Source organism: Roseibium sp. AS2, from assembly GCF_038900065.1.
Taxonomy (GTDB): Bacteria; Pseudomonadota; Alphaproteobacteria; order Rhizobiales; family Stappiaceae; genus Roseibium.
Genome location: NZ_JBBMQN010000002.1, coordinates 798,689 through 819,456 on the forward strand (window position 1 = coordinate 798,689; position 20,768 = coordinate 819,456).

The window sequence follows — 20,768 nt, forward strand, 5'->3', positions numbered from 1 at the left end:
CTCCCATGCCCCTTATCGAACAAATTGCAGATGTCGTGGATGGCCTGGCGGTGTGTGTGCTGTTGACGGGGCTGGTGATTTCAGTCGTGGCCACCATCAGGAATGCGCGCGCCGCCGATACGCCTTTCATCGAGACCATGACGGGCGATGTCCTGCGGGGATTTCGCATTTCGCTCGGCCGCTGGCTGCTCACGGCCCTGGAAATCCTCATCGTGTCCGACATTCTGCATTCCATCGCGCATCGCACACTGGAGGAAGTGGCGTTTCTCGGGGGTGTCGTCGCGATCCGGATATTGCTGTCCTATTTCCTGGATCATGACATTGAACGGATGGAACGGCAGCCGTCCAAGGCCGGCCGGACTGAGGACCCCTTGCCATGAATCTTGACGCGCGAACACCGTCCCTGGCCTGGTCGCTGGTTCCGGTTGTTTCGCTGATGGCGCTTCTGGCGTTGGCCTATGCCCTTTTTGGAGAGGAAGCCGCCGGGGGAGCGAACCAGATCGCATTGCTGTTTTCAGCCTTGATTGCAGTGTTCGTCGGGGAGCTTCACGGTTATTCCTGGACGGAGATGTCGGAAGCGGCCCGCGACAGCGTCATGACCGGCGTCGGCGCCGTCTTCATCCTGCTCGCGGTGGGCTCCCTGATCGGAACCTGGGCGATGAGCGGCACCCTTATGGCGATGGTCTACTGGGGTTTGAAAATTCTGTCGCCCGACTATTTCTATTTTACCGTCGTTCTGATCTCTGCTGCGCTGGCCTTGTGCATCGGCAGTTCCTGGACAGTGGTGGGAACCCTCGGCATCGGGCTGATGGGCATTTCGCAGCAGATGGCGCTGGATCCCGTCATAACAGCCGGGGCGGTCATCTCCGGCGCCTATTTCGGAGACAAGTCATCGCCGCTTTCGGACGCGACCAATCTGGCGACGGCCGCGGCTGGGGCGGATCTCTATTCGCACATAGTCGAAACGCTGTGGACATCGGTCCCGACGCTGCTGGTCACGCTGCTGGTCTTCTGGAGCCTTGGTCAACCGGTTGATTTCGATGCCAGCGGTATCACCGGAGGCATTGCGGCAAACTACAATGTCGGCATATTGCCGTTTTTGCCCCTGGTCCTCGTTCTGGGGCTCGCCGTCCTGCGCTATCCGCCCTTCGTCACGATCTTTCTGGGTGCTTTGTCCGGTGGTGTCATTGCCATCATCGTTGCCCCCGGCAACGTGATTGCTCTGGCGGACGATCCGGACCTTCCGGTGGCGCTGGCCATGATCAAGGGCGTGTGGACCGCGATGGCGGACGGCAACGTGTCCGCGAGCGGATATGATGTTCTGGACCGGTTCCTCAGCCGGGGCGGGATGTCCTCCATGCTTGTGACTGTCTGGCTGATCCTGACAGCGCTGGCCTTCGGTGGTGTCGTGGAAAAGATCGGTGTTCTCGACCGGTTGCTGGCACCGGTTCTTGCGGCGGCCAATACCGCGGGACGGCTGATCTCGGCGCTGGTCGTGGCGGCGATCGGCACCAACGCCCTGGCATCCGATCAATATATCGCGATCGTGCTGCCAGGCCGGATTTTCCAGAAGGCCTTCAAAAAACTGAACCTGGCTCCGGTCGTGCTGTCCCGCGCCGTCGGGGATTCCGCCACCGTGACAAGCGCTCTGGTGCCCTGGAACAGCTGCGGCGCCTACATGGCCGCAACCTTGGGCGTCGCCACGGTCTCCTATGCGCCCTACGCGGTCTTCAACCTGCTGAACCCGCTCGTGACGATCGCCTTCGCCTTCGCCGGTTTCCGGATGATCGCCAGGCGCGATGGTGCAGCCGAACCGGAAGGCCAGGCGTAGACTCAACGAAGGTTGTTCATTCGCATTCAAGCCTCGACCAAATCCTGGTTGTCCACAGACCCTTGAATTGCAGTGAGGAGATTGCGCGTGGTCGAAGGTGCCGCCCTTGGCCGCGGTGCGCTAGCCAAGGCCGAGGGCGGCGCTGTCACCCGGATCGATGTCGAAGACCGGGCCGATCGGCGCCGCCACGCTCGTCCCAGGCACCGTAGACCTGGCCCCACCTGACGGGGCTGCTGGGCGTCGCGTTTGATTATTGGCTGGCGCTCTCTCATTCGGCGGTTTCAAGACTTGAAACTTTCGTATACCAATGTATGCCATTTCGCAATTTCAGAGAGGTCTCGCTTTGCTTTTTGGATCGAAGGCGAGTGCGCTGCTGCAGACTTTGTTGACTTTTGTCATTTCAGGGGCCGGTGCAGCCATATTCTGGGCGCTGGATTTGCCGCTGCCATTTCTGTTCGGACCGTTGTTCGCAAGCCTTCTGGCGGCGCTTTCCGGTGTACGCCTGCGCGGCGCTGGTCAGGTCTCGGTTGGTGCCCGGACCATTCTGGGTGTTGCGGTCGGGGCGTCCATCACGCCACTCGTCCTCAATCAGATACCGCATATGCTGGTCTCGATCGCGCTTGTGCCGCTCTATATTCTTGCGATTGCAGCGGTCGGCGTGCCGTTTTTTTGCAAGGTCTGCAAGTTTGACAGGGTCACAGCCTATTATTCCGCCATGCCCGGCGGTTTGCAGGACATGGTGATTTTTGGGCAGGAAGCGGGGGGAGATGTTCGCGCGCTGTCCCTTGTTCATGCCACGCGCGTTCTGGTCATCGTCAGTCTGGCACCGATCATTCTGACGCAGATGATGGGTATCGGACTGGACAACCCGGTTGGAGAACCGGCATCAGAACTGCCGCCGTTCGAAATGGTCCTCATGGTGATTGCCGCCCTGGTGGGCTGGAAGGGCGGGGAGAAGATAGGCCTGTTCGGCGCGTCGATCCTGGGGCCGATGATCGTTACGGCTGCCCTGTCGCTTCCGGGCATCATACTCCATCGGCCACCTTCAGAAGCAATTCTGTGCGCGCAGTTCTTCATCGGAATGGGTATTGGCGTCGGGTACGTCGGCATAACCTTGAGGGAGCTTCGCCAGTTCGTCGCGTCGGGGATCGCCTATGTCCTGTTGCTCGCTGCTCTGGCGCTGGTATTCACCGAGATCGTGGTGACATCCGGTCTTGCTGCTCCCCTCGATGGACTTCTGGCGTTTTCTCCGGGGGGGCAGGCCGAGATGACCGTATTGGCGATCATCGCCGGTGCGGACCTGGGGTATGTTGTGGTTCACCATCTCACACGGCTGATCTTTGTCATCACGGGCGCACCGCTTCTTGCGAAGTTCTTCCTGGCGAACAAGAAAAACGACCAAGACCAGGACTGACCGGTCTTTCGGGCCGTTACAGCATTTCGCCTCTCAGGCTGTGTTCAGCCAGCATGGTCGAATGTGCCTGAATCCGGGTTTTGAACTCGCCGACGAAGGCGACGGTGAGTTGGGACCGGGTTGCGAATTTTGGAAACACGAGCGCGAGGATGAGCTCCACATGCGGCTCGAACGGGATGGCGACCACGTCCGGATCATTGATATCAAGCACAAATGGATGCGCCAATGCAACGCCCATGCCCCGCTTGACCATCGGCAGGGCAACACCTGACTGGTTGACCTCGACGACAATAAGGTCGGAGATCCCGAACTGGTCGAATGTGTCGCGCAGGGCGAAGCCGGGCGGTGTCTCCGGGCCCTGGGCCATAACGGTTTCATTTCGCAGCAATTCCGGCGTGATTACGGCGTGTTTCTGAAGGTGATGTCCCCGTGGCAGCAGGCAAACCATTTCCGTCTTGAGCAGCGGCTGAATGTCCAGTCCATTGCCGTTGACGGGCAGAAATGTCAGGCCGACTTCAGCGTTTTCGGTGCGGACCTGATTGGCAACATCGGATGCGGTCATCGACATTATTCTGAGGCGGACGCTTGGCCGGGACTTGCGAAAATCCGAAATGGCGTCCGGGATCAGATTGTTGATCATGGTCGGAACGCTGGCGATTGACAGGTGACCTGCCTTGGCATCGCGCAGACCTTCCACCTGATTTCTCAATGCGCCCATCTGGGCAATCAGTTTCGTGATGTCGGGCAGGATTGCCCTGGCTTCCGCCGTCAACTGCAGGGTACGTCCGACCCGCTTGTAAAGGGTCAGACCCAGCAGGCTCTCCAGATCCCGGAGGATCTGGCTGACGGCGGGCTGGGAAATCCGAACCAGCCGGGCGGTTTCGGTAACGTTCTGGGTTAATGCGAAGATCCGGAAAATTTCCAGGTTTCTGAGCTTGGGGTCCAATTGTGCCTCCGAAAATATATAAGTATCAGCTTATATCAAAATTAAAAATTTGTATTGGATCTGATGAAATGAAAATTGCAAAACAGATTTATAGCGCTGCCGATGCGCCGAGATTGGCAATTTTTATGAAGTCAGGACAAGAGTATGAGCGATTTACCGAGGTTGAACGGGGCAATCAGGGCGTTTGAAAACGGAGCAATTGCACTGACTGCTTTTTCCGTTGCCGAGATTACCGCCGCACAGGCGATCGACGCTGCCGACTATGATGCCGTTGTCTTCGAGATGGAGCACAACCCGTTTGATGTGACCCTCCTGCGCAACTGTCTGCAATACATGATTGACCGGCGCAGGGTTGCCAGTTCGGGCAGTGTCGCTCCATCCGTTACACCGATGGTGCGCCTTCCTTCCAACGGGGTCGAGCGCAACCAGTGGATGGCCAAGCAGGTCCTGGACATGGGCGTTTACGGAATTCTCTGGCCGCATGTCTGCACGGTCGAGGATGCCAGAGCCGCGGTCGCCGCATGCCGGTATTCCCGTCCCGCCGGATCCGCCAATTTCGATCCCGCAGGCCAGCGCGGCGACGGTCCCGGGATTGCTGCCAAATACTGGGGTCTGACCCAGCAGGAGTATTATTCGCGTGCCGATGTATGGCCGATCGATCCCAAGGGCGAAATCCTTGTCGGCATGATGTGTGAAAAGGTCGAGGCCTGGAAGAACCTTCCCGACATTCTCGATCAGGTTCCCGGAATCGGCCTTGTGGTCATCGGCGAAGGGGATCTGTCACAGGACCTTGGCTTTCCGCGCCAGTACGACCATCCGAAAGTTGTCGAGGCGATGACCGATATTCGTCGCATATGCGCGGAGAAGGGCGTTGTCTGCGGCCACCCGCACGTGAACCCGAACAACATCGACGGGTTGATCGATGAAGGCTACCGGTGGCTGATGGCATCGCCCACCCGTTCCTTCGCCGCCCTTGAAAAGGGCCGTGCCCGTCTTTCCGGGCAAGCGAAGTGATGTTGCGGTGCCAGGTCCCGGCAGCCGGGGCCAGACCGTGGCGTGTTGCGAAACGCGCGATGATGAGGGAGGGCCGCACGATAAAATCCGGAAAATGAAGCCGTTAGTTCAATGGCTTCGAGACCTGTCAGTTCGGTACTACACGGAGGAGGACCGGCCGGTGACACCAATTTCGAACAGAATTTCCATGGGAGGAAATACTATGAATTACCTGGGACTTTCCACATTTTGCAAAGGCGCAAAAGCGGCAGCCTTTGCCATGGCGGCCTCTGCCGCCCTCAGCGCGGCAACGCCCGCATCGGCCGAATATCCGGATGGAGATATCCGAATGGTTATCCCGTTCGGCGTTGGCGGTGGCAGTGACACGCTTGCCCGCACGATTGTCGGCGTGATCGACGAATTGAAATTGCTGCCGGTCAGCATCTATCCGGAGAACCGTCCAGGGGGGAGTGGTGCTATCGGCTATACCTTCGTCGCTGGCGAAAAAGGCAATCCGAATGTCGTCGCGACCGTCAGCGTCAGCTTCTTCACCACGCCGTTGCGCGGGGCGTCACCGGTCAGCTACAAGGATTTCACCCCGCTGGCCGCGATCTCGATCTCGCCCTACATCATGGCCGTTGCCAAGGACTCGCCGATCCAGTCCCTTGACGATGTCAAGGCGGCGGGCCGGCTGACGACGGCCACCGTTGGTGTGGTTTCGGATCCTGCCCTGCTTGCCGCGCTCACGTCCAAGGCGCTTGACGTGAAAATCGATGCGGTCCCGTTCGACGGGGAAGGCGAGGCCATGGCCGCTGTGCTGGGCGGCCATCTCGATTTTGTATTCATGAACCCCAGCGAGATCCTGCCTCAGATCGAAACGGGGGCGATGCGCGCGATCGCGGTGAGCACCGCTGATCGCATTGCCGCCTTGCCGGAAACGCCCACATTCACTGAACTGGGATATGATATCGAGCATACCCAGTTGCGCGGTCTGGTGATGCCTGCCGATGTTCCGCCGGAAGTCGTGGCCTATTGGGAGGATATTCTGAAACAGGTCGCCGCAAGCGATGAGTGGCGCACCCAGTATATCGATCGCTATCTTGACGAACCTGCGTTTCTGACCAGCGCGGAATATCAGAAGAAGATCGAAGAAACCAACGAGCGCTACAAGGCTCTGATGGAAGAGCTGGGCCTTCGTTAAAGGCACGGCTTCAGGGCTCCGGGGAAACCTGTTCCTTCCCCGGAGCCGGGCTTCCGGTCACGTGTTTCATACTGCGTATCCAAGGATAAAAGGTCCCAAGATGACCAATCGGGTTGATCAGCTGTTTGCGGTGTTCTTGATATTTTTCGGCTGTTACGTCGTCTGGGCGGGAACGGACTATGGATACATGCGGGGCACGACACCTGGTCCGGGGTTCTTTCCGGCTATCGTGGGAGGCGTGATCGTCGTCCTGAGCGTGGTCAACCTGGTGCGCAGTCTCGCTGGCTCGGAACGTCTGGCGGACAGCATGAAGCTGATTGACCTGGCCAAGATCGCGGGCATTTCCCTGGGGCTGCTGGGGGTTGTCCTGCTGACACCGTATCTGGGCCTCATGGTGGCTGTCGCGCTGCTGATGCTGGTCGTCGGGTTCACGATCAATCCGACGCTGGACAAAAAGTTCCTGCTGCGCCTGCTCCCGACCTGCGCGCTTTTTCCCGTGTTCCTGAAGTTCGGTTTCGGGCATTTGCTGGGCATACCGGTCCCGGTCAACCTGTTCGGTTTTTAAGCTGCCCGCCCCAAGCCGGCACACAGGACACCAAAGGATCCACAAATGGAAATATTCTTTCTGCTGTTCGAAGGTATCGCGCAGGCGGCACAGCCCGCGACCTTGAGCGCGACATTGTTCGGGGTCGTCATCGGGCTGTTCATCGGGGCCTTGCCGGGGCTCGGGCCGACTGCGGGCGTCGCCATCATGCTGCCGGTGGCAATCGGTTTCGGCGGCGTTCCGGCATTGGCCTGTCTGGCCGGCGTCTACTACGGTGCCATGTTCGGCGGGGCGGTCACCTCCATCCTGTTGGGTATTCCAGGAGATGCCCCCTCTGTGATGACCGTGCTGGACGGCCACCCGATGGCCAGGAACGGGGAAGCCGGCCGTGCCCTCGGGATGAGCGTGTTCGCGTCATTCTTCGGCGGCATGATCGGCCTGCTTGGTCTGGTCGTCCTGTCCATACCGATCGCGAAGGCCGCCCTGGCCTTCGGTCCGACGGAGATGACGGCCCTGATGTGCCTGGCCTTGTCCCTGGCAAGCGTGCTGGGCGGGGCCAATCCCTTCAAGTCCTTTGTGGCGCTGGGGATCGGCTTCTGGCTCGGCATGATCGGCATTGACCCCATCGCGGGCCCCATCCGGTTCAACTTCGGCTTTATCGAACTGTTCGAGGGGCTTGATTTCGCTATCATCGCCGTTGGTCTGTTTGGGTTGACGGCCATCTACACCAGTCTCGGGTCCGACGTGAAGAACGAGATGGTGAGCTTCAAGTTCTCAAATCTCTTTCCAAGATTGAAGGACGCGTTGCAGTCCAGGTGGGCCTTGCTGCAAGGCGCGGTGATCGGAGTGTTTGTCGGTGTGCTGCCGGGGGTGGGCGCAACAACGGCGACAATGATTTCCTATGCGCTTGCGAAACGGTCCTCGAAGACCCCGGAAAGATTCGGCTCGGGCGCCATCGAGGGGATCGCGGCTCCGGAATCTGCCAACAACAGCGCCTCCTACTCGTCGATGATTCCGCTCTTCACGCTCGGCATTCCCGGGTCGGCGACCACGGCCGTCATGATGGGCGGGCTGCTCATGCTCGGTCTGCAGCCTGGCCCCTTGCTGTTCACCAACAACGGTGACTTCATCTGGACCGTCTTCGGGAGCTTCTGGATCGGAAACCTGATGCTGGTGTTTCTGACCTTGCTGTTGACGCCGTTGCTGGCAAGCGTCCTCTTCATTTCCACGGCGCTCCTGTATCCGGCGGTGCTGGCGACCGTGGTGTTCGGCGTGTTCGCGATCGAATATTCCATGAGCGCGGTTATCATCACGCTTCTGGCGGGCACCTTCGGCCTGATCCTCCTGAAACTGGAATACCCGCCTGTGCCGCTCATTCTGGGTCTGATCATCGGCCCGATGCTTGAGCGCAACATTCGCAGGACCCTGATCCAGTCGGAAGGCGATCTGTTTGTGTTCCTCGAGCGCCCGATCGCGCTCTCCCTGTTCGTCCTCACGGCACTGGTCATCCTGTCGCCGCTGATCGGACGCTTCATCCGGAGACCTGCGGCCCCGGCCTGAAACAGACCGGCCCCCCGGGTTTCACTCTCATCAACAAGCAAGGCGGACGATCCATGCGTGCGACTGGACATCACTTTCTTCAAATTCCGGGGCCGAGCGCTGTTCCGGAACGAATCCTGAGAGCAATCGCCATGCAGACGATTGACCACAGGGGACCGGACTTTCCCCAGGTTGGCCGGAAAGCCCTCGAGGGCCTCCAGGAAATCTTTCAGACCCGATCCAATGTGTTCATCTATCCGGCTTCCGGCACGGGCGCCTGGGAAGCGGCGCTGGTCAACACCTTGTCGCCCGGCGACAAGGTGGTCATGTTCGAGACCGGTCATTTTGCGATGCTCTGGCAGAAACTGGCGCAGAAAATCGGTCTGGACACAGAGGTGATCGCGGGTGACTGGCGCGGCGGCGCCGACCCGCAACAGATCGAGGACCGGCTGCGCGCGGACACAAACCATGAAATCAAGGCTGTTTGTGTCGTTCACAACGAGACCTCCACGGGATCGGTTTCACCGATCGCCGAGGTCCGCCGGGCTATCGACGCCGCCGGTCATCCGGCCCTTTATCTGGTGGATTCGATCTCCGGCCTGGCCTCGCTGGATTTTCAGTTCGACGCGTGGGGTGTGGATGTCTGTGTGTCCGGATCGCAAAAGGGACTGATGCTCCCGCCGGGACTGTCCTTCAATGCCGTCAGTGCGAAGGCGCTGGAGCAATCCAGGGCGGCGGCTTTGCCGCGGTCCTACTGGGACTGGCAGGAGATGATCGGCCCCAATGAAGTGGGCTATTTCCCCTATACGCCTGCGACCAACCTGCTCTACGGGCTCAATGTGGCCATCGACATGCTTCGGGAAGAAGGCATGGCCAGTGTGTTTGCCCGCCACGCCCGCCACGGGCATGCAACCCGTGCAGCGGTCGCGGCCTGGGGGCTGGAGGTTCTGTGCAACCGGCAGGGCCAGGAAAGCGGCGTGTTGACGGCCGTCCTCATGCCCGAAGGCCATAGTGCGGACGCCTTCAGGGCGGTGGCATTGGAAAATTACAACATTTCGCTTGGCAATGGCCTGTCGAAGGTTGCCGATCGCGTGTTCCGGATCGGGCATCTGGGCGATTTCAACGACCTGATGCTGATGGGAACTCTCTCCGGCATTGAAATGGCCCTGGAAAAAGCCGGTGTGCCTCACCGGAAAGGCGGGGCGAACGCGGCAATGGATTATCTCGTCGCCAACGCCTAGGTCACATGGGCGAGGCATGATGCGCCGTCTTGGGCCGTCATGCCGCCTGCGCCGTCGGGGATTCCGCCCCGTGACAAGCGCGCTGGTTCCCAGGAACCGTTGCGGCGCGTATATGGCTGCGACGCTGGGGGTCGGGACGGTGTCCTCTATCTCCTACGCGGTTTTCAACCTGCTGAACCCGCTCGTCACGATCGCCTTCGCCGGTTTCCGGATGATCGCCGGAGAGAGCGGTGAGGGGGCGTCACAGGCCACCCCGCCTCGGCATTCAACACTTCAGCCTTCGACACTTCGGCCTTCGACACCGGGTCGAGCACCCGGCGCCGGAGCCTTTTGTGCGGACCATTGTGGCAAGCCCGTTGCTTTAAGAGACAACGCCAGACGAGATCGCAACCCGGATCAGCTCGGTCGTGTTCCTGGCGCCGAGTTTTTTCTTGATCGCGGAGGACGTGTTGGCGGCCGTCTTGTAGCTGATACGAAGCGCGTCCGCGATTGCCTGGAGGTCGTCGCCCTGACCAAGCAGGCGCAGAACCTGATACTCCCGCTCCGTCAGCATGGAGAGCGGATCGGCATGCCCGCCGATCTTGGACGTTGCGACCGACATGGCCATTTCATGTTCCAGATAGATTTTTCCCGCTTCCAGCGCCTGGACCGCGGCATGAAACTGGTCCGGCCCGGAGTTCTTCGTCAGATAGCCGGCGGCGCCGGCGGACAGGGCCTTGGCGACGAAAACGGCTTGTTCGTTCATCGAGAAGATGAGGATGCGCGCGTGCGGCACCTGCCGCAGCAACGGGTCTATCAGGTTTAGTCCGCCGAGGCCGGGCATGCCGAGATCGAGAATGATGAGGTCGGGCGTGTGCGCCCTGGCCAGGGACAGGGCGTCCCGGTCGGTCAGGGCCTCGAGTACATGCGTGTAGTCCAGTTCGCGCAGAAGCTGCCCGCAGCCCAGATGGGTAACCGGATGATCGTCGATGACGAGCGCCGTTTTCATGAGACTGCCCGCAATCCCTCGGGACGGCCCGAGGACACCAGCATGGGCAGGCGGGAGGTCAGTCTGGTTCCTCCGGCTTCGGTCGCGTCGATGGTCAAGCTGCCACCGACCGCGCGGATCCGGTCACGCATGGCCGTCAAGCCCCTGCCTTCGTTGTGCGCGCCGGTCATGCCCTGGCCGTCGTCCTCCACGCCGAGCTGCAGCGTCGCACCGCCCTCTGTTTCCTGCCGCGACAAGGATACGGTGATGCGGGCGGGTTTGCCATGGCGAAGGGCATTGGTCACGCCTTCCTGGAAAAAACGGTAGACGGTGAGATCGACGATCTCGGGTGTCTCGGGCAAGTCTTGCGGGAGATCCACGCGCCAGTCGACATCGGGGTGGGTCTTGCGAAACGCCGCGAAGAGATCCAGAAGAGCATCGATCAGCGGCAACTGGCCGATCGCCATCGGTCTGAGCGTCGTCAGGAGGCGGCTGTTGGAAGCCTGGATCTGTGCGACGATCGACTGAATGCTTGAAGCGTCCTGCGCAAGGTCCCGGTCGTTGTTCGCTTCAGCGGCGCGGGCGATCGCGGACGATTTGACTTTCAATCCGAACAGACAGGGGCCGAACTCGTCATGGAGTTCCATGGCGAGAGTGCGGCGTTCCGCATCGCCGAGTTCGACAATCCTGCGGTTCAGCCTCACACGGTCCGCCTCGGCGGTCTCCAGGGCTTCCGAGAGGGCGTCGAAGTCCTCGAAAATCGGTACCAGATCGGCACTTGCGCCGCGTCCGACCCGGACCGAATGCTGTCCCTGCCGAAGCTGGGCGAGCGCCGTTCGCAGCGTTTCGAGGGGGCGGAGGGTCCGGTTCACCAACATCGTCACGATCAGCGCGGACACCATCGCGGTGCCCGCAACGATCCAGATCATGCTGGCGACGTCATGCCAGACCTCGGCGATCTCGTCGCCGGGGGCCGCCGTCATCGAAACATAGCCGTGCAATCTGCCGTTGGTCTCGATCGGAATGCGTGTTTCCCGGGGCCCGGGTGTTGCCAGGCGCACGAACCAGTCGGGCGCAGCGCCCGGTTCGTCCGTCTCGGAGAGTTGCCGCAAGGGCAGAACGCCCAGGCGCGCGTCGAGCAGCATGATGTCGACATGCCGCGGCGCCACCAGGATCTCCGCAAGGCGCGGCAGCACGTCGGCGGGCGAGGACTGGCGCAGTGCGTAACCCAGATTGGACAGGACCAGCGCCCTTGCGCTGTTGGCGCTGGCTTCGATCTCCAAGCGGACCGCTTCGCGTGCGTTCGCAACCAGGATTGCGGTCGTCAGGGAGACCGCAATCAGGTGGACCAGACAGATGGAAAGCACTGCCTGACGGTTCAGATGCATTCGACCGAACACAAAATCCTCCTCAATTCCAACCGGCAAACCGTAGCGCGAGGAATGACATCCGTCGATCAAAGAACTGGAATCCGGGAACAATCGGCAATGGGATTGCCGATTGTTCCCGGTGACTTTTGGGAGGCACGGCGCGGGACGCGCTGCTAGCGTTCGAAGTGGAAAAGCAGGAAGGAGCCGGGAAAACGGTCGGTGCCATCGTGCCTCCTCACGATTGCGGCGTCACTCCCGCCGCGGCGCTGGATATCCGGACCGCTGTCCTGCGGATCGCCTGCCCTGGCTCCTTCTCTTTTCCCGGCTGGACTTCTCCGGGGACGGCCGTTTGGTTGCCGGCGGCCTGCCGGCCCCGACACAGATCCGCCAGCACGGCGGGTCCCGCGAACCTGATTGAGGGAGTTTGAACAAGGTGTGCCCGATGACCGCGCGTTTCCTGACCATGCTTTGCCTTGCCGTTACGGCGGCGTCCCCGGCCTTTGCCAACAAGGTGTTCGTGAGCAACGAAAGAGGCAACACCGTCACGGTCGTCGACAGCGACACGTGGGAAGTGCTTGAGGAGTTTCCCGCCGGCAACCGGCCGCGCGGCATCACCATCAGCCCGGATGGGGCGCTGCTTTATGTGTGCGCCTCCGACGACGACACGGTTCGCGTTTTCGACACCGAAACCTACCAGGAGGTCTACACGCTGCCCTCCGGCCCGGACCCTGAGTTGTTCGTGATCCATCCTGAGGGCAATCCGCTCTATATCGCCAATGAGGACGACAATATCGTCACGGTGACGGACACGCAGAGCCATACGGTGCTCGCCGAGGTGCCGGTCGGTGTCGAGCCGGAGGGCATGGCGATCAGCCCGGATGCGAAATGGGTTGTGAACACGTCGGAAACGACGAACATGGCGCACTTCATCTCCACCGGGGACTACAAGATCAGGCACAACGTGCTGGTCGACCAGCGGCCGCGCTATGCGCAATATTCCAGCGACGGCACGAAACTCTTCGTGACATCGGAGATCGGCGGCACGGTCAGCGTGATGGACATTGCCGCGGACGGCACGCCGACCCTGGTTCACAAGATCGGCTTTTCGGTGCCCGGTGTCCTGCCGGAATGGCTGCAGCCGGTCGGGGCCAGGGTCACGGGGGACGGCAAATGGCTGTTCGTCGCGCTCGGTCCGGCAAACCGTGTCGCGGTGGTGGATGCGCAGACCTACGAGGTGAAGAAATACATTCTCGTGGGCCAGCGCGTATGGCAACTCGCCTTCACCCCTGACGAGAAATACCTGCTCACGACAAACGGCAATTCGAACGATATCACCGTGATCGATGTCGAGGCGCAGGAAGCCATCAAGTCCATTCAGGTGGGGCAGCAGCCCTGGGGTGTCGTTGTGCAGCCGAACTGACCGACAACAGGGAGAAACTCTTCGATGAAACGCATATTTCTTGCCTCGCTGATGACGCTGCTGGCGCATCCCGCGCTGGCCGCGCCGCTGTGCGACGATCTCGGCTTCGCGGGGCTGCTGGCCTCCTGCAACCGGGGCGAGCCGATCGAACTGACCCTGGCCTCCGGCCAGCCGCTCTCCAAGGAGGGCGTCTACACGCTTCAATCCGGTGCCTACTACAAGATTTTCATCACCGCCGACGGATCGGCCGAGCTTGCGGTTTCAGGCCCCGATTTCTTTCGGGCGATCTGGATGAACGAGATCGTCATCAACCAGATCGAAGTCCGGCCGATGGCCATCGACAGTCTTGAATTCGACGCGGCGGGAACCGCCGAACTCTCCTTTGTCGCCATCAAGCCCGGAAGCCACACGCTCAGAATTCCCGGCTCCACGGGCGGATCTCAAAAAGTAACTTTCAACATCCAGTGACTGTCAACATCCGGGTACAGGGGACATCAAATGAAGACTTCGATCATGGCTGTGACGGCGATAATTGCCTTTTCCACGAGCGTTTTTGCCGCTGGTGAAGAGGAGGTCAGTGTGGAAACGGAAGCCGCGATCATGGCCAAGCTGACCGCTATGGAATGCCAGATGGCGCCGGACGATATCGAGGTCACCGAGGACGGCTTCGAGCTTGACAACGTCATCTGCAAGGGAGGCAAACAGTTCGACATCGAGCTCGATGGCGACCTGAATGAAACCGGACGCCGGGCCGAATAGGACGTCAGCAATACGAAGGCACCATGAAGGGCTCCATGAAGGCTTCGGGCGCGGTCAGGCGCCCGGAGCCTTTATCGCGGACACGGTGCAGGCAGCTAGGCCGCCGTGACGCGCCAGATGATGTCGCCGACGTCATCGGCCATCAGCAGCGACTTCCTGTCAGCTCCGATGGTCACGCCGACCGGGCGTCCGTAGGCGGTCTTTTCGTCCTCGGACAGGAACCCGCTGAGGATATCGCGGGGCGGGCCGTTCGGCTTGCCGTTTTCGAATGGCACGAAGATCAGCTTGTAGCCGCTCAGCTTCGAGCGGTTCCAGGAGCCGTGCTGCCCGATCACCATGCCGTCGCCGAAGCCGGGCAGGGTGCCTGCGGGCATCCAGCACAGGCCGAGAGAGGCCGTGTGCCCGCCCAGGGCATAATCCGGCCTGATCGCCCTGGCGACCATGTCTGCGTCCTGCGGCACGCGGTCGTCCACCGTGTCGCCCCAGTAGCAATAGGGCCAGCCGTAGAAGCCGCCGTCCTTGACGGAGGTCAGGTAATCGGGGGGCGTTTCGTCGCCGAGACCGTCGCGTTCGTTGACCGCCGTCCACAGTGCCCCGGTGACCGGCTCGAAGGCCATGCCGACGGCATTGCGCAGGCCTGATGCGAAGACACGTGCCTTTTCGGTCGCTATGTCCAGCTCCCAGATCGCCGCCCGGCCTTCTTCCACCTCCATGCCGTCATCGGCGATGTTGGTGAGTGATCCGACCCCGGCATGGATCTTTGTCCCGTCCGGCGAGACGATGAGACTGCGCGTCCAGTGGCCGTGCGGCTTGAATTCCACGAGCTTCCTGCCGGGACCCGCCAGCGATGTGGCACCGGGGACATAGTCGAAGACCACGATGCCGTCCGTGTTGCCAAGATAGAATTTCGTTCCGACCAGGGCCATGCCGAAGGGCTGGTTCTGATTTTCGACGAAAATCTCCCGTTGCTCGGCGACGCCGTCGCCGTCGGCGTCCCGCCACAGGGTCACCCGGTTGGCGCTTTCGCCGATGGCCCTGGCCCGGCGCATGGTGGCCTGGGCGGCGCGGTCCATCAGGGTCTTGGGCGGACCGGCCTGTTCCTTGGATTCGGCCACCAGAACATCGCCGTTCGGCAGAACCTCGATCCAGCGGGGATGTTCGAGGCCGGAGGCGAAGGCGTTGACCTTCAGCCCTGGCGCGCAGGTGGGCAGATGTCCGTCCTCCCAGCCTTTGGCCACCGGCATCTTCAGGGTCATGATCCCCTGTTTCCTCGCCTCCGGAATGTCCGGTGCCGTCCCCATGGCCTGATGGGACGGTGCCCCGACCCGCCGCAGCAGCGCCACGGCGCCGCCCACCAGTTCCGTTGCCTTCGCGATAAGTTCCATGTCCGGTCTCCAAGCTGGTTCGGGGACAACCTAACGGAGGTCGGGGGGCCATGACAGGGGCATTTGCCCTGGTGTGAGCCCGCCAGAGCGGATGTCGGCGCACGGGGCCTTGCGGTCGTTCTTCCGGCGCAGGGCACAGGGCTGCTTTGCCCTTGACCCTGACACTAATGTCAGGGGGCTAGACCCGGTTTGCGCGCCAGTTTGCGCACCAGTGTGTACGGCGTTCAGAACCTGGAAAGGCATCAAATGACACAAGAAAGCAGTTGGCAGGACAAGGTCGCAATTGTGACCGGGGGCAGTTCCGGCATTGGCGAGGCGACCGCGCTGGCGCTGGCGGAACAGGGCGCCAGGGTACTTGTCACCGGGCGCGACGCGGCACGGCTCGCCGATGTGGGGGCACGCCATGGTGCCTTGGCGATCCTTGAAGCCGACAGCGCCGATCCGGACAGCGCCGCGCGCATCGTCGACGCGGCCCTGAGCCGGTGGGGGCGGCTGGACCTGATCGTCAACAATGCCGGCGCCGGCCGGCCGTTGCCGGTCGAGGCCTATGACGTGGCGGTGATTGCCGGCATGTGCGCAGTGAACATCACCGCGCCCTCCCTGCTGATGAAGCAAGGCCTGCCGGCCCTGCGGGAGACGAAAGGAGCGGTCGTCAACATCGGCACGGCGGTGTCGCGCACTGCCGCGCCGCCGATGGCTCACTACGGGGCGACAAAGGCCGCTCTGGAACATCTGACCCGCTCCTGGGCCATTGAACTGGCCGGTGACGGCATAAGGGTGAACGCGGTTTCTCCCGGCCCGGTCAAGAGCGGCGCGCTGACCGGCATGATGGGTCTGCCGGCGGAGATGGCGCGGGACATCGAGGCGCAGGAGGAAGCCCAGGTGCCGCTGGGGCGGCGCGGTCTTGCCGCTGATATCGTGCCCTGGATCCTGCGGCTGGGCAGTTCCGGCAACGCCTGGCTGACAGGCCAGGTGTTGACGGTCGACGGCGGCTGGGCGCTGCGCGCCTGATGCTCCAGGGGCCGGGCGGCTGTGCGGCAGCCGCCCGGTGTGTCTTGATCTCGCGTCAGACCGCCAACACATATGTTGCTGGAACCGTGACAGAAGGGAAGGGACCGCGATGCAGGCCAGGGAAGCGGCGGAGAGGCTCGGGATTACGCAGCGCATGCTGCGCCACTACGAAAAAGTCGGCCTGATGGATGTGCGCCGGTCCGAAAACGGCTATCGCCTCTACACCGAAGCGGATCTGCGCCGCGCCGGCCGCATTCACGATTTCATCGCAACCGGCTTTTCCACCCGGGAAATCCGGACCATGACGGCCTGCCTGACGGACGAGGGCGCCGGGCCCTGCGAAGGCGGCATCGAAAAACTGATGGAAAAACTCGGCCACATCGACCGGCTGCGGGCCGATCTCGAGGACCGCCGCGAAGCGGTTCTCAGCCGTCTTGCCACGCTCAGACACGCGCTTTCGCAACGGACCTCTTCAGGGTGATGAATTCCTGTTTCCCTGCCTTCGGTATGTGTGGAACAGATTGGGGAGCACATCACCGTGTATTGATAAAGCCCTGGCGCGGTCTTGCAGACATCCATCTGGACCCGATCCTTCGGAATCGGTCGGCTGTAGCGCTTCGTGCCCTTGCGGATCATCCGTGGCCTTTTCAGCCGGTTCAGGCCGTGCCGAACGAGCACCTTGTGATGGTGTCGACGCTGAACTTAAGACTGTGCAGGCGGTGAAGCTCTTTGCGCAGGCGCTTTATCCCGAGCCTGCGGCTGCGTCGCAGCGTGAGGATGCGCTGCTCCTCGGCGTCATGCACCCTCTTGCCGTTGGAGCGCAAGGGGCGCCGGCTTCTGTCAGTCAGACCATTCAGCCCTTCCGCCTGATATCGGCGCCACCATTTGCGCAAGGTCAGTCGGGAGACTCCGCAACGTCGACAGGTCAGCCCTGCATCGCCCGTTCGCTCGTAAGTCCGCACCCATATCAATCGCGCTGCCGGTGTCATCGTGACCTCCACAGTTGTTGGATAGGCCAAATCATAGCGCTAAATCAGCAACCGCCAGGGTGCAATCATGTCTGCGGACATCACACATATCGGGCCGTCCCGGGAATTCTTTGGCGTGCAAGCGAAAGCGATACCCCATCCCATGCAGTATCTGCCTGACGATAATTTCAGGCCTGCTATTCTTTGCTCCGATCCGCGCCATTAGCAACGAGCGCGAGGAAGCGACAGGGATGCGTGCGTCAATCACGTTTTTTGCCGCGCACCTTCACGTGATCGACTAAAACTTCACCAATAAACTCTCCCAACAGCACGGGTACGGCGTTTCCGATCATACGTCCTAGTGTATTGAAATTAATAGTCGATTCCTCTGGAGTAAAAGCATAATCTTTAGGGAAGCTTTGAAGCATAGCAGCTTCACGAAGACTGATTGCGCGGTCCTGCTCAGGATGCCCAAATCTACCATTTCCAAATCCATAGCACTGTGTCGTCATTGTTGGGGCAGATTGGTCCCACTCCATTCTTCCGTAAACGGAAGGATATGTAGAGCCAGTTTGCCGAGTGTGGCAAGCCGCGACGAGATCCTCAGGCCAATCCCGCCAAGTACCACCTGGTTTCGAATGGCGAATACGTGCCAAATTTAGTTGACTAAGTGATGCGGAAGCGTGAAGCGGGTCATTTGGGTCCGCGGTTCCCGCTTCGATAGGGGGGAGCCTGGAAATTGCATCCCTTACTGTTACGGTGGGTTTGGCGGCTTCTGGTATAGTGATCGGTCCTAGCTTTGATGCCACTAGCACGAGGCGCTGCCGCCTTTGCGGAAGGCCAATGTCACGGCCATCTATGACCGCAAAGTCTACGAAATACCCAGCGTCCATTAGCGCAGCGACGAAATCTTTGAAAATCTTCTGCTTACGTAGGGGAGGGACGTTCTCCATTGTCACAAGATTAGGCTGAACTGCCAAAACGATTTTCAAAAAAGAGGAAAGTAACTCCCAATCCTCATGTGGTCCATCGCGTCTTGCTGACTGCGAATACGACGAAAAAGGCTGACAGGGCGCGCAGCCAGCTAGAAGAGTTACTTCCGACCCATTGAAAGCCGATAGGATGTCCGAGGGTATGAGTTCCGCAACATCTGCTTCCATGAATTTGGCGGCATTGTTAGCTTCCATCGGGAAACGACATGCGGGATCAAGATCGACGCCAAGGCGAACATGTATCCCCGCTCGTGTCAGGCCATGAGTCAAGCCACCCACACCGCAGAACAAATCCACTGCAGCGATTTGATTTTCGCGACTCATGCGTCCATCCCCTCTGCTGTAAGATAGCTCTTGTTTTCCAAGAAGGTCTGATACGATTCAGATACGGCCCGCAGGTACGGCAAAACTCGTTTGGCAAGACCGTTAAGATCATCTAATGTGAGGTCATAAGCGCCTTCCTCGAACGTACTAGCGCCGTGCGCAATGGCATTTCTTCTGCGTGCGAGATATTCCAATGCGGTGGTTTCATCCCTGTATGCGGTTTCGTAGGCGGCACGTTTGACGTCAACTGATAGCTGTAAATTACATCCAAGGCGTTCCGCAACTTTCCTGATTGCCTTGTCATCCCAACTACCCGGTTCACCCTTCACCCTGAATGTCGTCGGACTGTTGCCTGATGCTAAAGTACCACTGACTTCTGTTAAGCGCCTCAATGCGCCATCGCCAATTCGTTCCTCGCCACTCCACACTTCTGCGCGAACCCATTCTTTCAAGACCGATTCTGTCCAACTTTTAGGTTTTTCCGTCACAACGGTTTCGCCAACTGAAGTCAGGGTTCTTGTCGTGATGGCCTCAACAATGTTGTAGAGATGGATTAGAAGGCCGGACTTAAGCGTGTTGACGTGACGGATTTCGACGTGAATGTCACCCTCTCTCACTATTTCATCCACGCGTGCTTCAAGCATTCTTGCGATTGATAAGTGTCGCGCGAATTCATCTTCTCTTTCCGCCAAATAGCTCAAGACGTCAATCATTTGTCCGCCAACCAGTCCCTAACCAGCCTTATCCGGCCTAGAAGCTTGCTTTTCACATTCGCAGCATCTGATTTGGTTGCAACTTTGAAGGGGGCAGAATCCAGCAACGGAGTGATATTCGGGGCTCTCTGTAATAGACCGGGATCTACGCGTAGTGCTAACGCCGAGCCGACGGCTATGGACTCGAACCGAACTCGCGGCACTTGATTTCCAGTTTGGGATTTCGTGAATCCATTTGGGGATACCAATTCTACGAATTGAAGCATTTTCAGGAACTCATCGCGCATCGCATCGGCGGTAACTGAAGTTCCATGTTGTTCTATCTCAGCCGCAATGCGCTCATTGGTTTCTTTTACGAACGAGAAATAGAATCTCCTAGGCTCTTCCTTGTAGTTAAGTATATCTCCATGTCCGCCGTCTGCACTTATCAATGCCGGATCAAAACTCTGCAGATACGCGAAGAAGCGTGTAACTAGTTCTTCGCGTTCTCGCTTGTCAACAAGGGGTTGGCTGATTGGCGTGAGAGCTTGAAACTGCGGCGTTTCGGCAAGTGAGATGATCATGTCGGTGAATGGCCCGGGGAGGCTGCCACGCCGCACCTCAGCGTCATTGGCCGTGGTTCCACCAGTGTTGATACGGGCAAACATTTCTGTACGGGTGATTGCATCGGTGGAGTTATCGAGAATGATAACGCGGAGGGATTTTTCCGCGAACATCAACTGCCGAGAAGTTGGGAAATCAGTGTAACGAAGGCCATTTGCCGCTGGGATAGTCTCCAGCTCGCGCAAGGCTATTTTATCAGCCATGAAGTCTCGGATCGTCCTGATCCGTTGGGAGCCATCGACGATCTCCATCCGACCGGCTTCATCCTGCCAGAAGAAGACAAACGGAATGGGTAATCCCATAAACACAGATTCGATGAATTTGGATTGCTTGACAGATGTCCAGACGAACTCGCGTTGATATCCAGGCACGTAATAACGGTCGGTATTCAATTTTTGTACAATGAATTCGAAGGAGTATTCAGTCACCGTGAATTTCACCGTGCGTGAATACTCCCGAATCTGCTTCTCTGCTTCATCAACATGAAGAGGGTCGATCTTTTTGCGTCTTGTTTTTCTTACCATTTTCTTTCCAGAAGTTCCGCCTC

21 protein-coding genes and 1 pseudogene are annotated in these 20,768 nt (G+C 59.8%); 13 read left to right on the top strand and 9 right to left on the bottom strand.

Going from position 1 to position 20,768, the window contains the following annotated elements; all coding sequences use genetic code 11:
* Positions 1-5 precede the first annotated feature (5 nt).
* The 3 genes from WNZ15_RS08825 (at position 6) to WNZ15_RS08835 (ending at position 3,245) form a co-directional block, all read left to right on the top strand.
* Complete coding sequence (locus WNZ15_RS08825; protein WP_342892575.1) at positions 6-380, top strand: DUF1622 domain-containing protein; 375 nt, start codon at positions 6-8, stop codon at positions 378-380.
* Positions 377-1,831: a Na+/H+ antiporter NhaC family protein gene (locus WNZ15_RS08830; RefSeq protein ID WP_342892576.1), complete on the top strand. Its 1,455-nt coding sequence runs from the start codon at positions 377-379 to the stop codon at positions 1,829-1,831. Before WNZ15_RS08825 ends, WNZ15_RS08830 begins: the two co-directional genes overlap by 4 nt.
* A gap of 385 nt (positions 1,832-2,216) precedes the next feature.
* Complete coding sequence (locus WNZ15_RS08835; RefSeq protein ID WP_342892577.1) at positions 2,217-3,245, top strand: AbrB family transcriptional regulator; 1,029 nt, start codon at positions 2,217-2,219, stop codon at positions 3,243-3,245.
* A gap of 16 nt (positions 3,246-3,261) precedes the next feature.
* Here WNZ15_RS08835 and WNZ15_RS08840 read toward each other — a convergent pair whose 3' ends face one another.
* Positions 3,262-4,191, bottom strand: coding sequence for a LysR substrate-binding domain-containing protein (locus tag WNZ15_RS08840; RefSeq protein ID WP_342892578.1), 930 nt, complete (start codon positions 4,189-4,191; stop codon positions 3,262-3,264).
* 144 nt (positions 4,192-4,335) lie between these two features.
* Here WNZ15_RS08840 and WNZ15_RS08845 point away from each other — a divergent pair, with 144 nt between their 5' ends.
* From WNZ15_RS08845 to WNZ15_RS08865, 5 genes are all read left to right on the top strand, one after another.
* The gene (locus tag WNZ15_RS08845) at positions 4,336-5,205 is read left to right on the top strand and encodes an aldolase/citrate lyase family protein (protein WP_342892579.1); all 870 of its coding nucleotides are present in this window, start codon (positions 4,336-4,338) and stop codon (positions 5,203-5,205) included.
* A 328-nt stretch (positions 5,206-5,533) separates the two neighbouring features.
* On the top strand, positions 5,534-6,385 hold the full coding sequence (locus tag WNZ15_RS08850) for a tripartite tricarboxylate transporter substrate binding protein (protein ID WP_342892580.1): 852 nt from the start codon (positions 5,534-5,536) through the stop codon (positions 6,383-6,385).
* Positions 6,386-6,485: 100 nt separating this feature from the next.
* The gene (locus tag WNZ15_RS08855) at positions 6,486-6,950 is read left to right on the top strand and encodes a tripartite tricarboxylate transporter TctB family protein (RefSeq protein WP_342892581.1); all 465 of its coding nucleotides are present in this window, start codon (positions 6,486-6,488) and stop codon (positions 6,948-6,950) included.
* 45 nt (positions 6,951-6,995) lie between these two features.
* Complete coding sequence (locus WNZ15_RS08860; RefSeq protein ID WP_342892582.1) at positions 6,996-8,489, top strand: tripartite tricarboxylate transporter permease; 1,494 nt, start codon at positions 6,996-6,998, stop codon at positions 8,487-8,489.
* Positions 8,490-8,542: 53 nt separating this feature from the next.
* Positions 8,543-9,709, top strand: a complete 1,167-nt coding sequence (locus WNZ15_RS08865) for an aminotransferase class V-fold PLP-dependent enzyme (protein WP_342892583.1) — start codon at positions 8,543-8,545, stop codon at positions 9,707-9,709.
* A 361-nt stretch (positions 9,710-10,070) separates the two neighbouring features.
* Here the strand turns inward: WNZ15_RS08865 and WNZ15_RS08870 are convergent, their stop codons facing one another.
* Both WNZ15_RS08870 and WNZ15_RS08875 read right to left on the bottom strand, forming a co-directional pair.
* Entirely contained in the window at positions 10,071-10,697 is a 627-nt protein-coding gene (locus WNZ15_RS08870; RefSeq protein WP_342892584.1) for a response regulator transcription factor, read from the bottom strand.
* On the bottom strand, positions 10,694-12,076 hold the full coding sequence (locus WNZ15_RS08875) for an ATP-binding protein (protein ID WP_342892585.1): 1,383 nt from the start codon (positions 12,074-12,076) through the stop codon (positions 10,694-10,696). The genes WNZ15_RS08870 and WNZ15_RS08875 overlap by 4 nt, the downstream gene beginning before the upstream one ends.
* 412 nt (positions 12,077-12,488) lie before the next feature.
* Between WNZ15_RS08875 and WNZ15_RS08880 the strand changes: the two genes are divergently transcribed.
* Genes WNZ15_RS08880 through WNZ15_RS08890 form a run of 3 tightly spaced genes read left to right on the top strand, consistent with a single transcriptional unit; the run spans position 12,489 to position 14,225 of the window.
* Positions 12,489-13,466: a YVTN family beta-propeller repeat protein gene (locus WNZ15_RS08880; RefSeq protein WP_342892586.1), complete on the top strand. Its 978-nt coding sequence runs from the start codon at positions 12,489-12,491 to the stop codon at positions 13,464-13,466.
* Positions 13,467-13,490: 24 nt separating this feature from the next.
* A complete protein-coding gene (locus tag WNZ15_RS08885; RefSeq protein ID WP_342892587.1) occupies positions 13,491-13,934 on the top strand; it encodes a hypothetical protein in 444 nt (147 codons plus the stop codon).
* Between the two features lie 30 nt (positions 13,935-13,964).
* Positions 13,965-14,225: a PepSY domain-containing protein gene (locus WNZ15_RS08890; RefSeq protein WP_342892588.1), complete on the top strand. Its 261-nt coding sequence runs from the start codon at positions 13,965-13,967 to the stop codon at positions 14,223-14,225.
* A gap of 95 nt (positions 14,226-14,320) precedes the next feature.
* On the opposite strand, the gene WNZ15_RS08895 is transcribed toward WNZ15_RS08890, so the two are convergent.
* Positions 14,321-15,610, bottom strand: coding sequence for a sorbosone dehydrogenase family protein (locus WNZ15_RS08895; RefSeq protein WP_342892589.1), 1,290 nt, complete (start codon positions 15,608-15,610; stop codon positions 14,321-14,323).
* A gap of 246 nt (positions 15,611-15,856) precedes the next feature.
* Between WNZ15_RS08895 and WNZ15_RS08900 the strand changes: the two genes are divergently transcribed.
* Positions 15,857-16,621 (top strand): SDR family oxidoreductase, encoded by a 765-nt coding sequence (locus WNZ15_RS08900; RefSeq protein ID WP_342892590.1) that lies wholly within the window; start codon positions 15,857-15,859, stop codon positions 16,619-16,621.
* Between the two features lie 109 nt (positions 16,622-16,730).
* Positions 16,731-17,102 (top strand): MerR family transcriptional regulator, encoded by a 372-nt coding sequence (locus WNZ15_RS08905; RefSeq protein WP_342892591.1) that lies wholly within the window; start codon positions 16,731-16,733, stop codon positions 17,100-17,102.
* A 44-nt stretch (positions 17,103-17,146) separates the two neighbouring features.
* On the opposite strand, the pseudogene WNZ15_RS08910 reads toward WNZ15_RS08905, so the two are convergent.
* From WNZ15_RS08910 to WNZ15_RS08930, 5 genes and pseudogenes are all read right to left on the bottom strand, one after another.
* Positions 17,147-17,610: pseudogene (locus tag WNZ15_RS08910) on the bottom strand (helix-turn-helix domain-containing protein); the annotation flags it as partial.
* A 31-nt stretch (positions 17,611-17,641) separates the two neighbouring features.
* The gene (locus WNZ15_RS08915) at positions 17,642-17,857 is read right to left on the bottom strand and encodes a hypothetical protein (RefSeq protein WP_342892592.1); all 216 of its coding nucleotides are present in this window, start codon (positions 17,855-17,857) and stop codon (positions 17,642-17,644) included.
* On the bottom strand, positions 17,850-18,905 hold the full coding sequence (locus tag WNZ15_RS08920; RefSeq protein ID WP_342892593.1) for a DNA cytosine methyltransferase: 1,056 nt from the start codon (positions 18,903-18,905) through the stop codon (positions 17,850-17,852). The genes WNZ15_RS08915 and WNZ15_RS08920 overlap by 8 nt, the downstream gene beginning before the upstream one ends.
* Positions 18,902-19,618: an MAE_28990/MAE_18760 family HEPN-like nuclease gene (locus WNZ15_RS08925; RefSeq protein ID WP_342892594.1), complete on the bottom strand. Its 717-nt coding sequence runs from the start codon at positions 19,616-19,618 to the stop codon at positions 18,902-18,904. The genes WNZ15_RS08920 and WNZ15_RS08925 overlap by 4 nt, the downstream gene beginning before the upstream one ends.
* Positions 19,615-20,745 (bottom strand): DUF262 domain-containing protein, encoded by a 1,131-nt coding sequence (locus WNZ15_RS08930; protein WP_342892595.1) that lies wholly within the window; start codon positions 20,743-20,745, stop codon positions 19,615-19,617. Before WNZ15_RS08930 ends, WNZ15_RS08925 begins: the two co-directional genes overlap by 4 nt.
* Between the last annotated feature and the right edge of the window lie 23 nt (positions 20,746-20,768).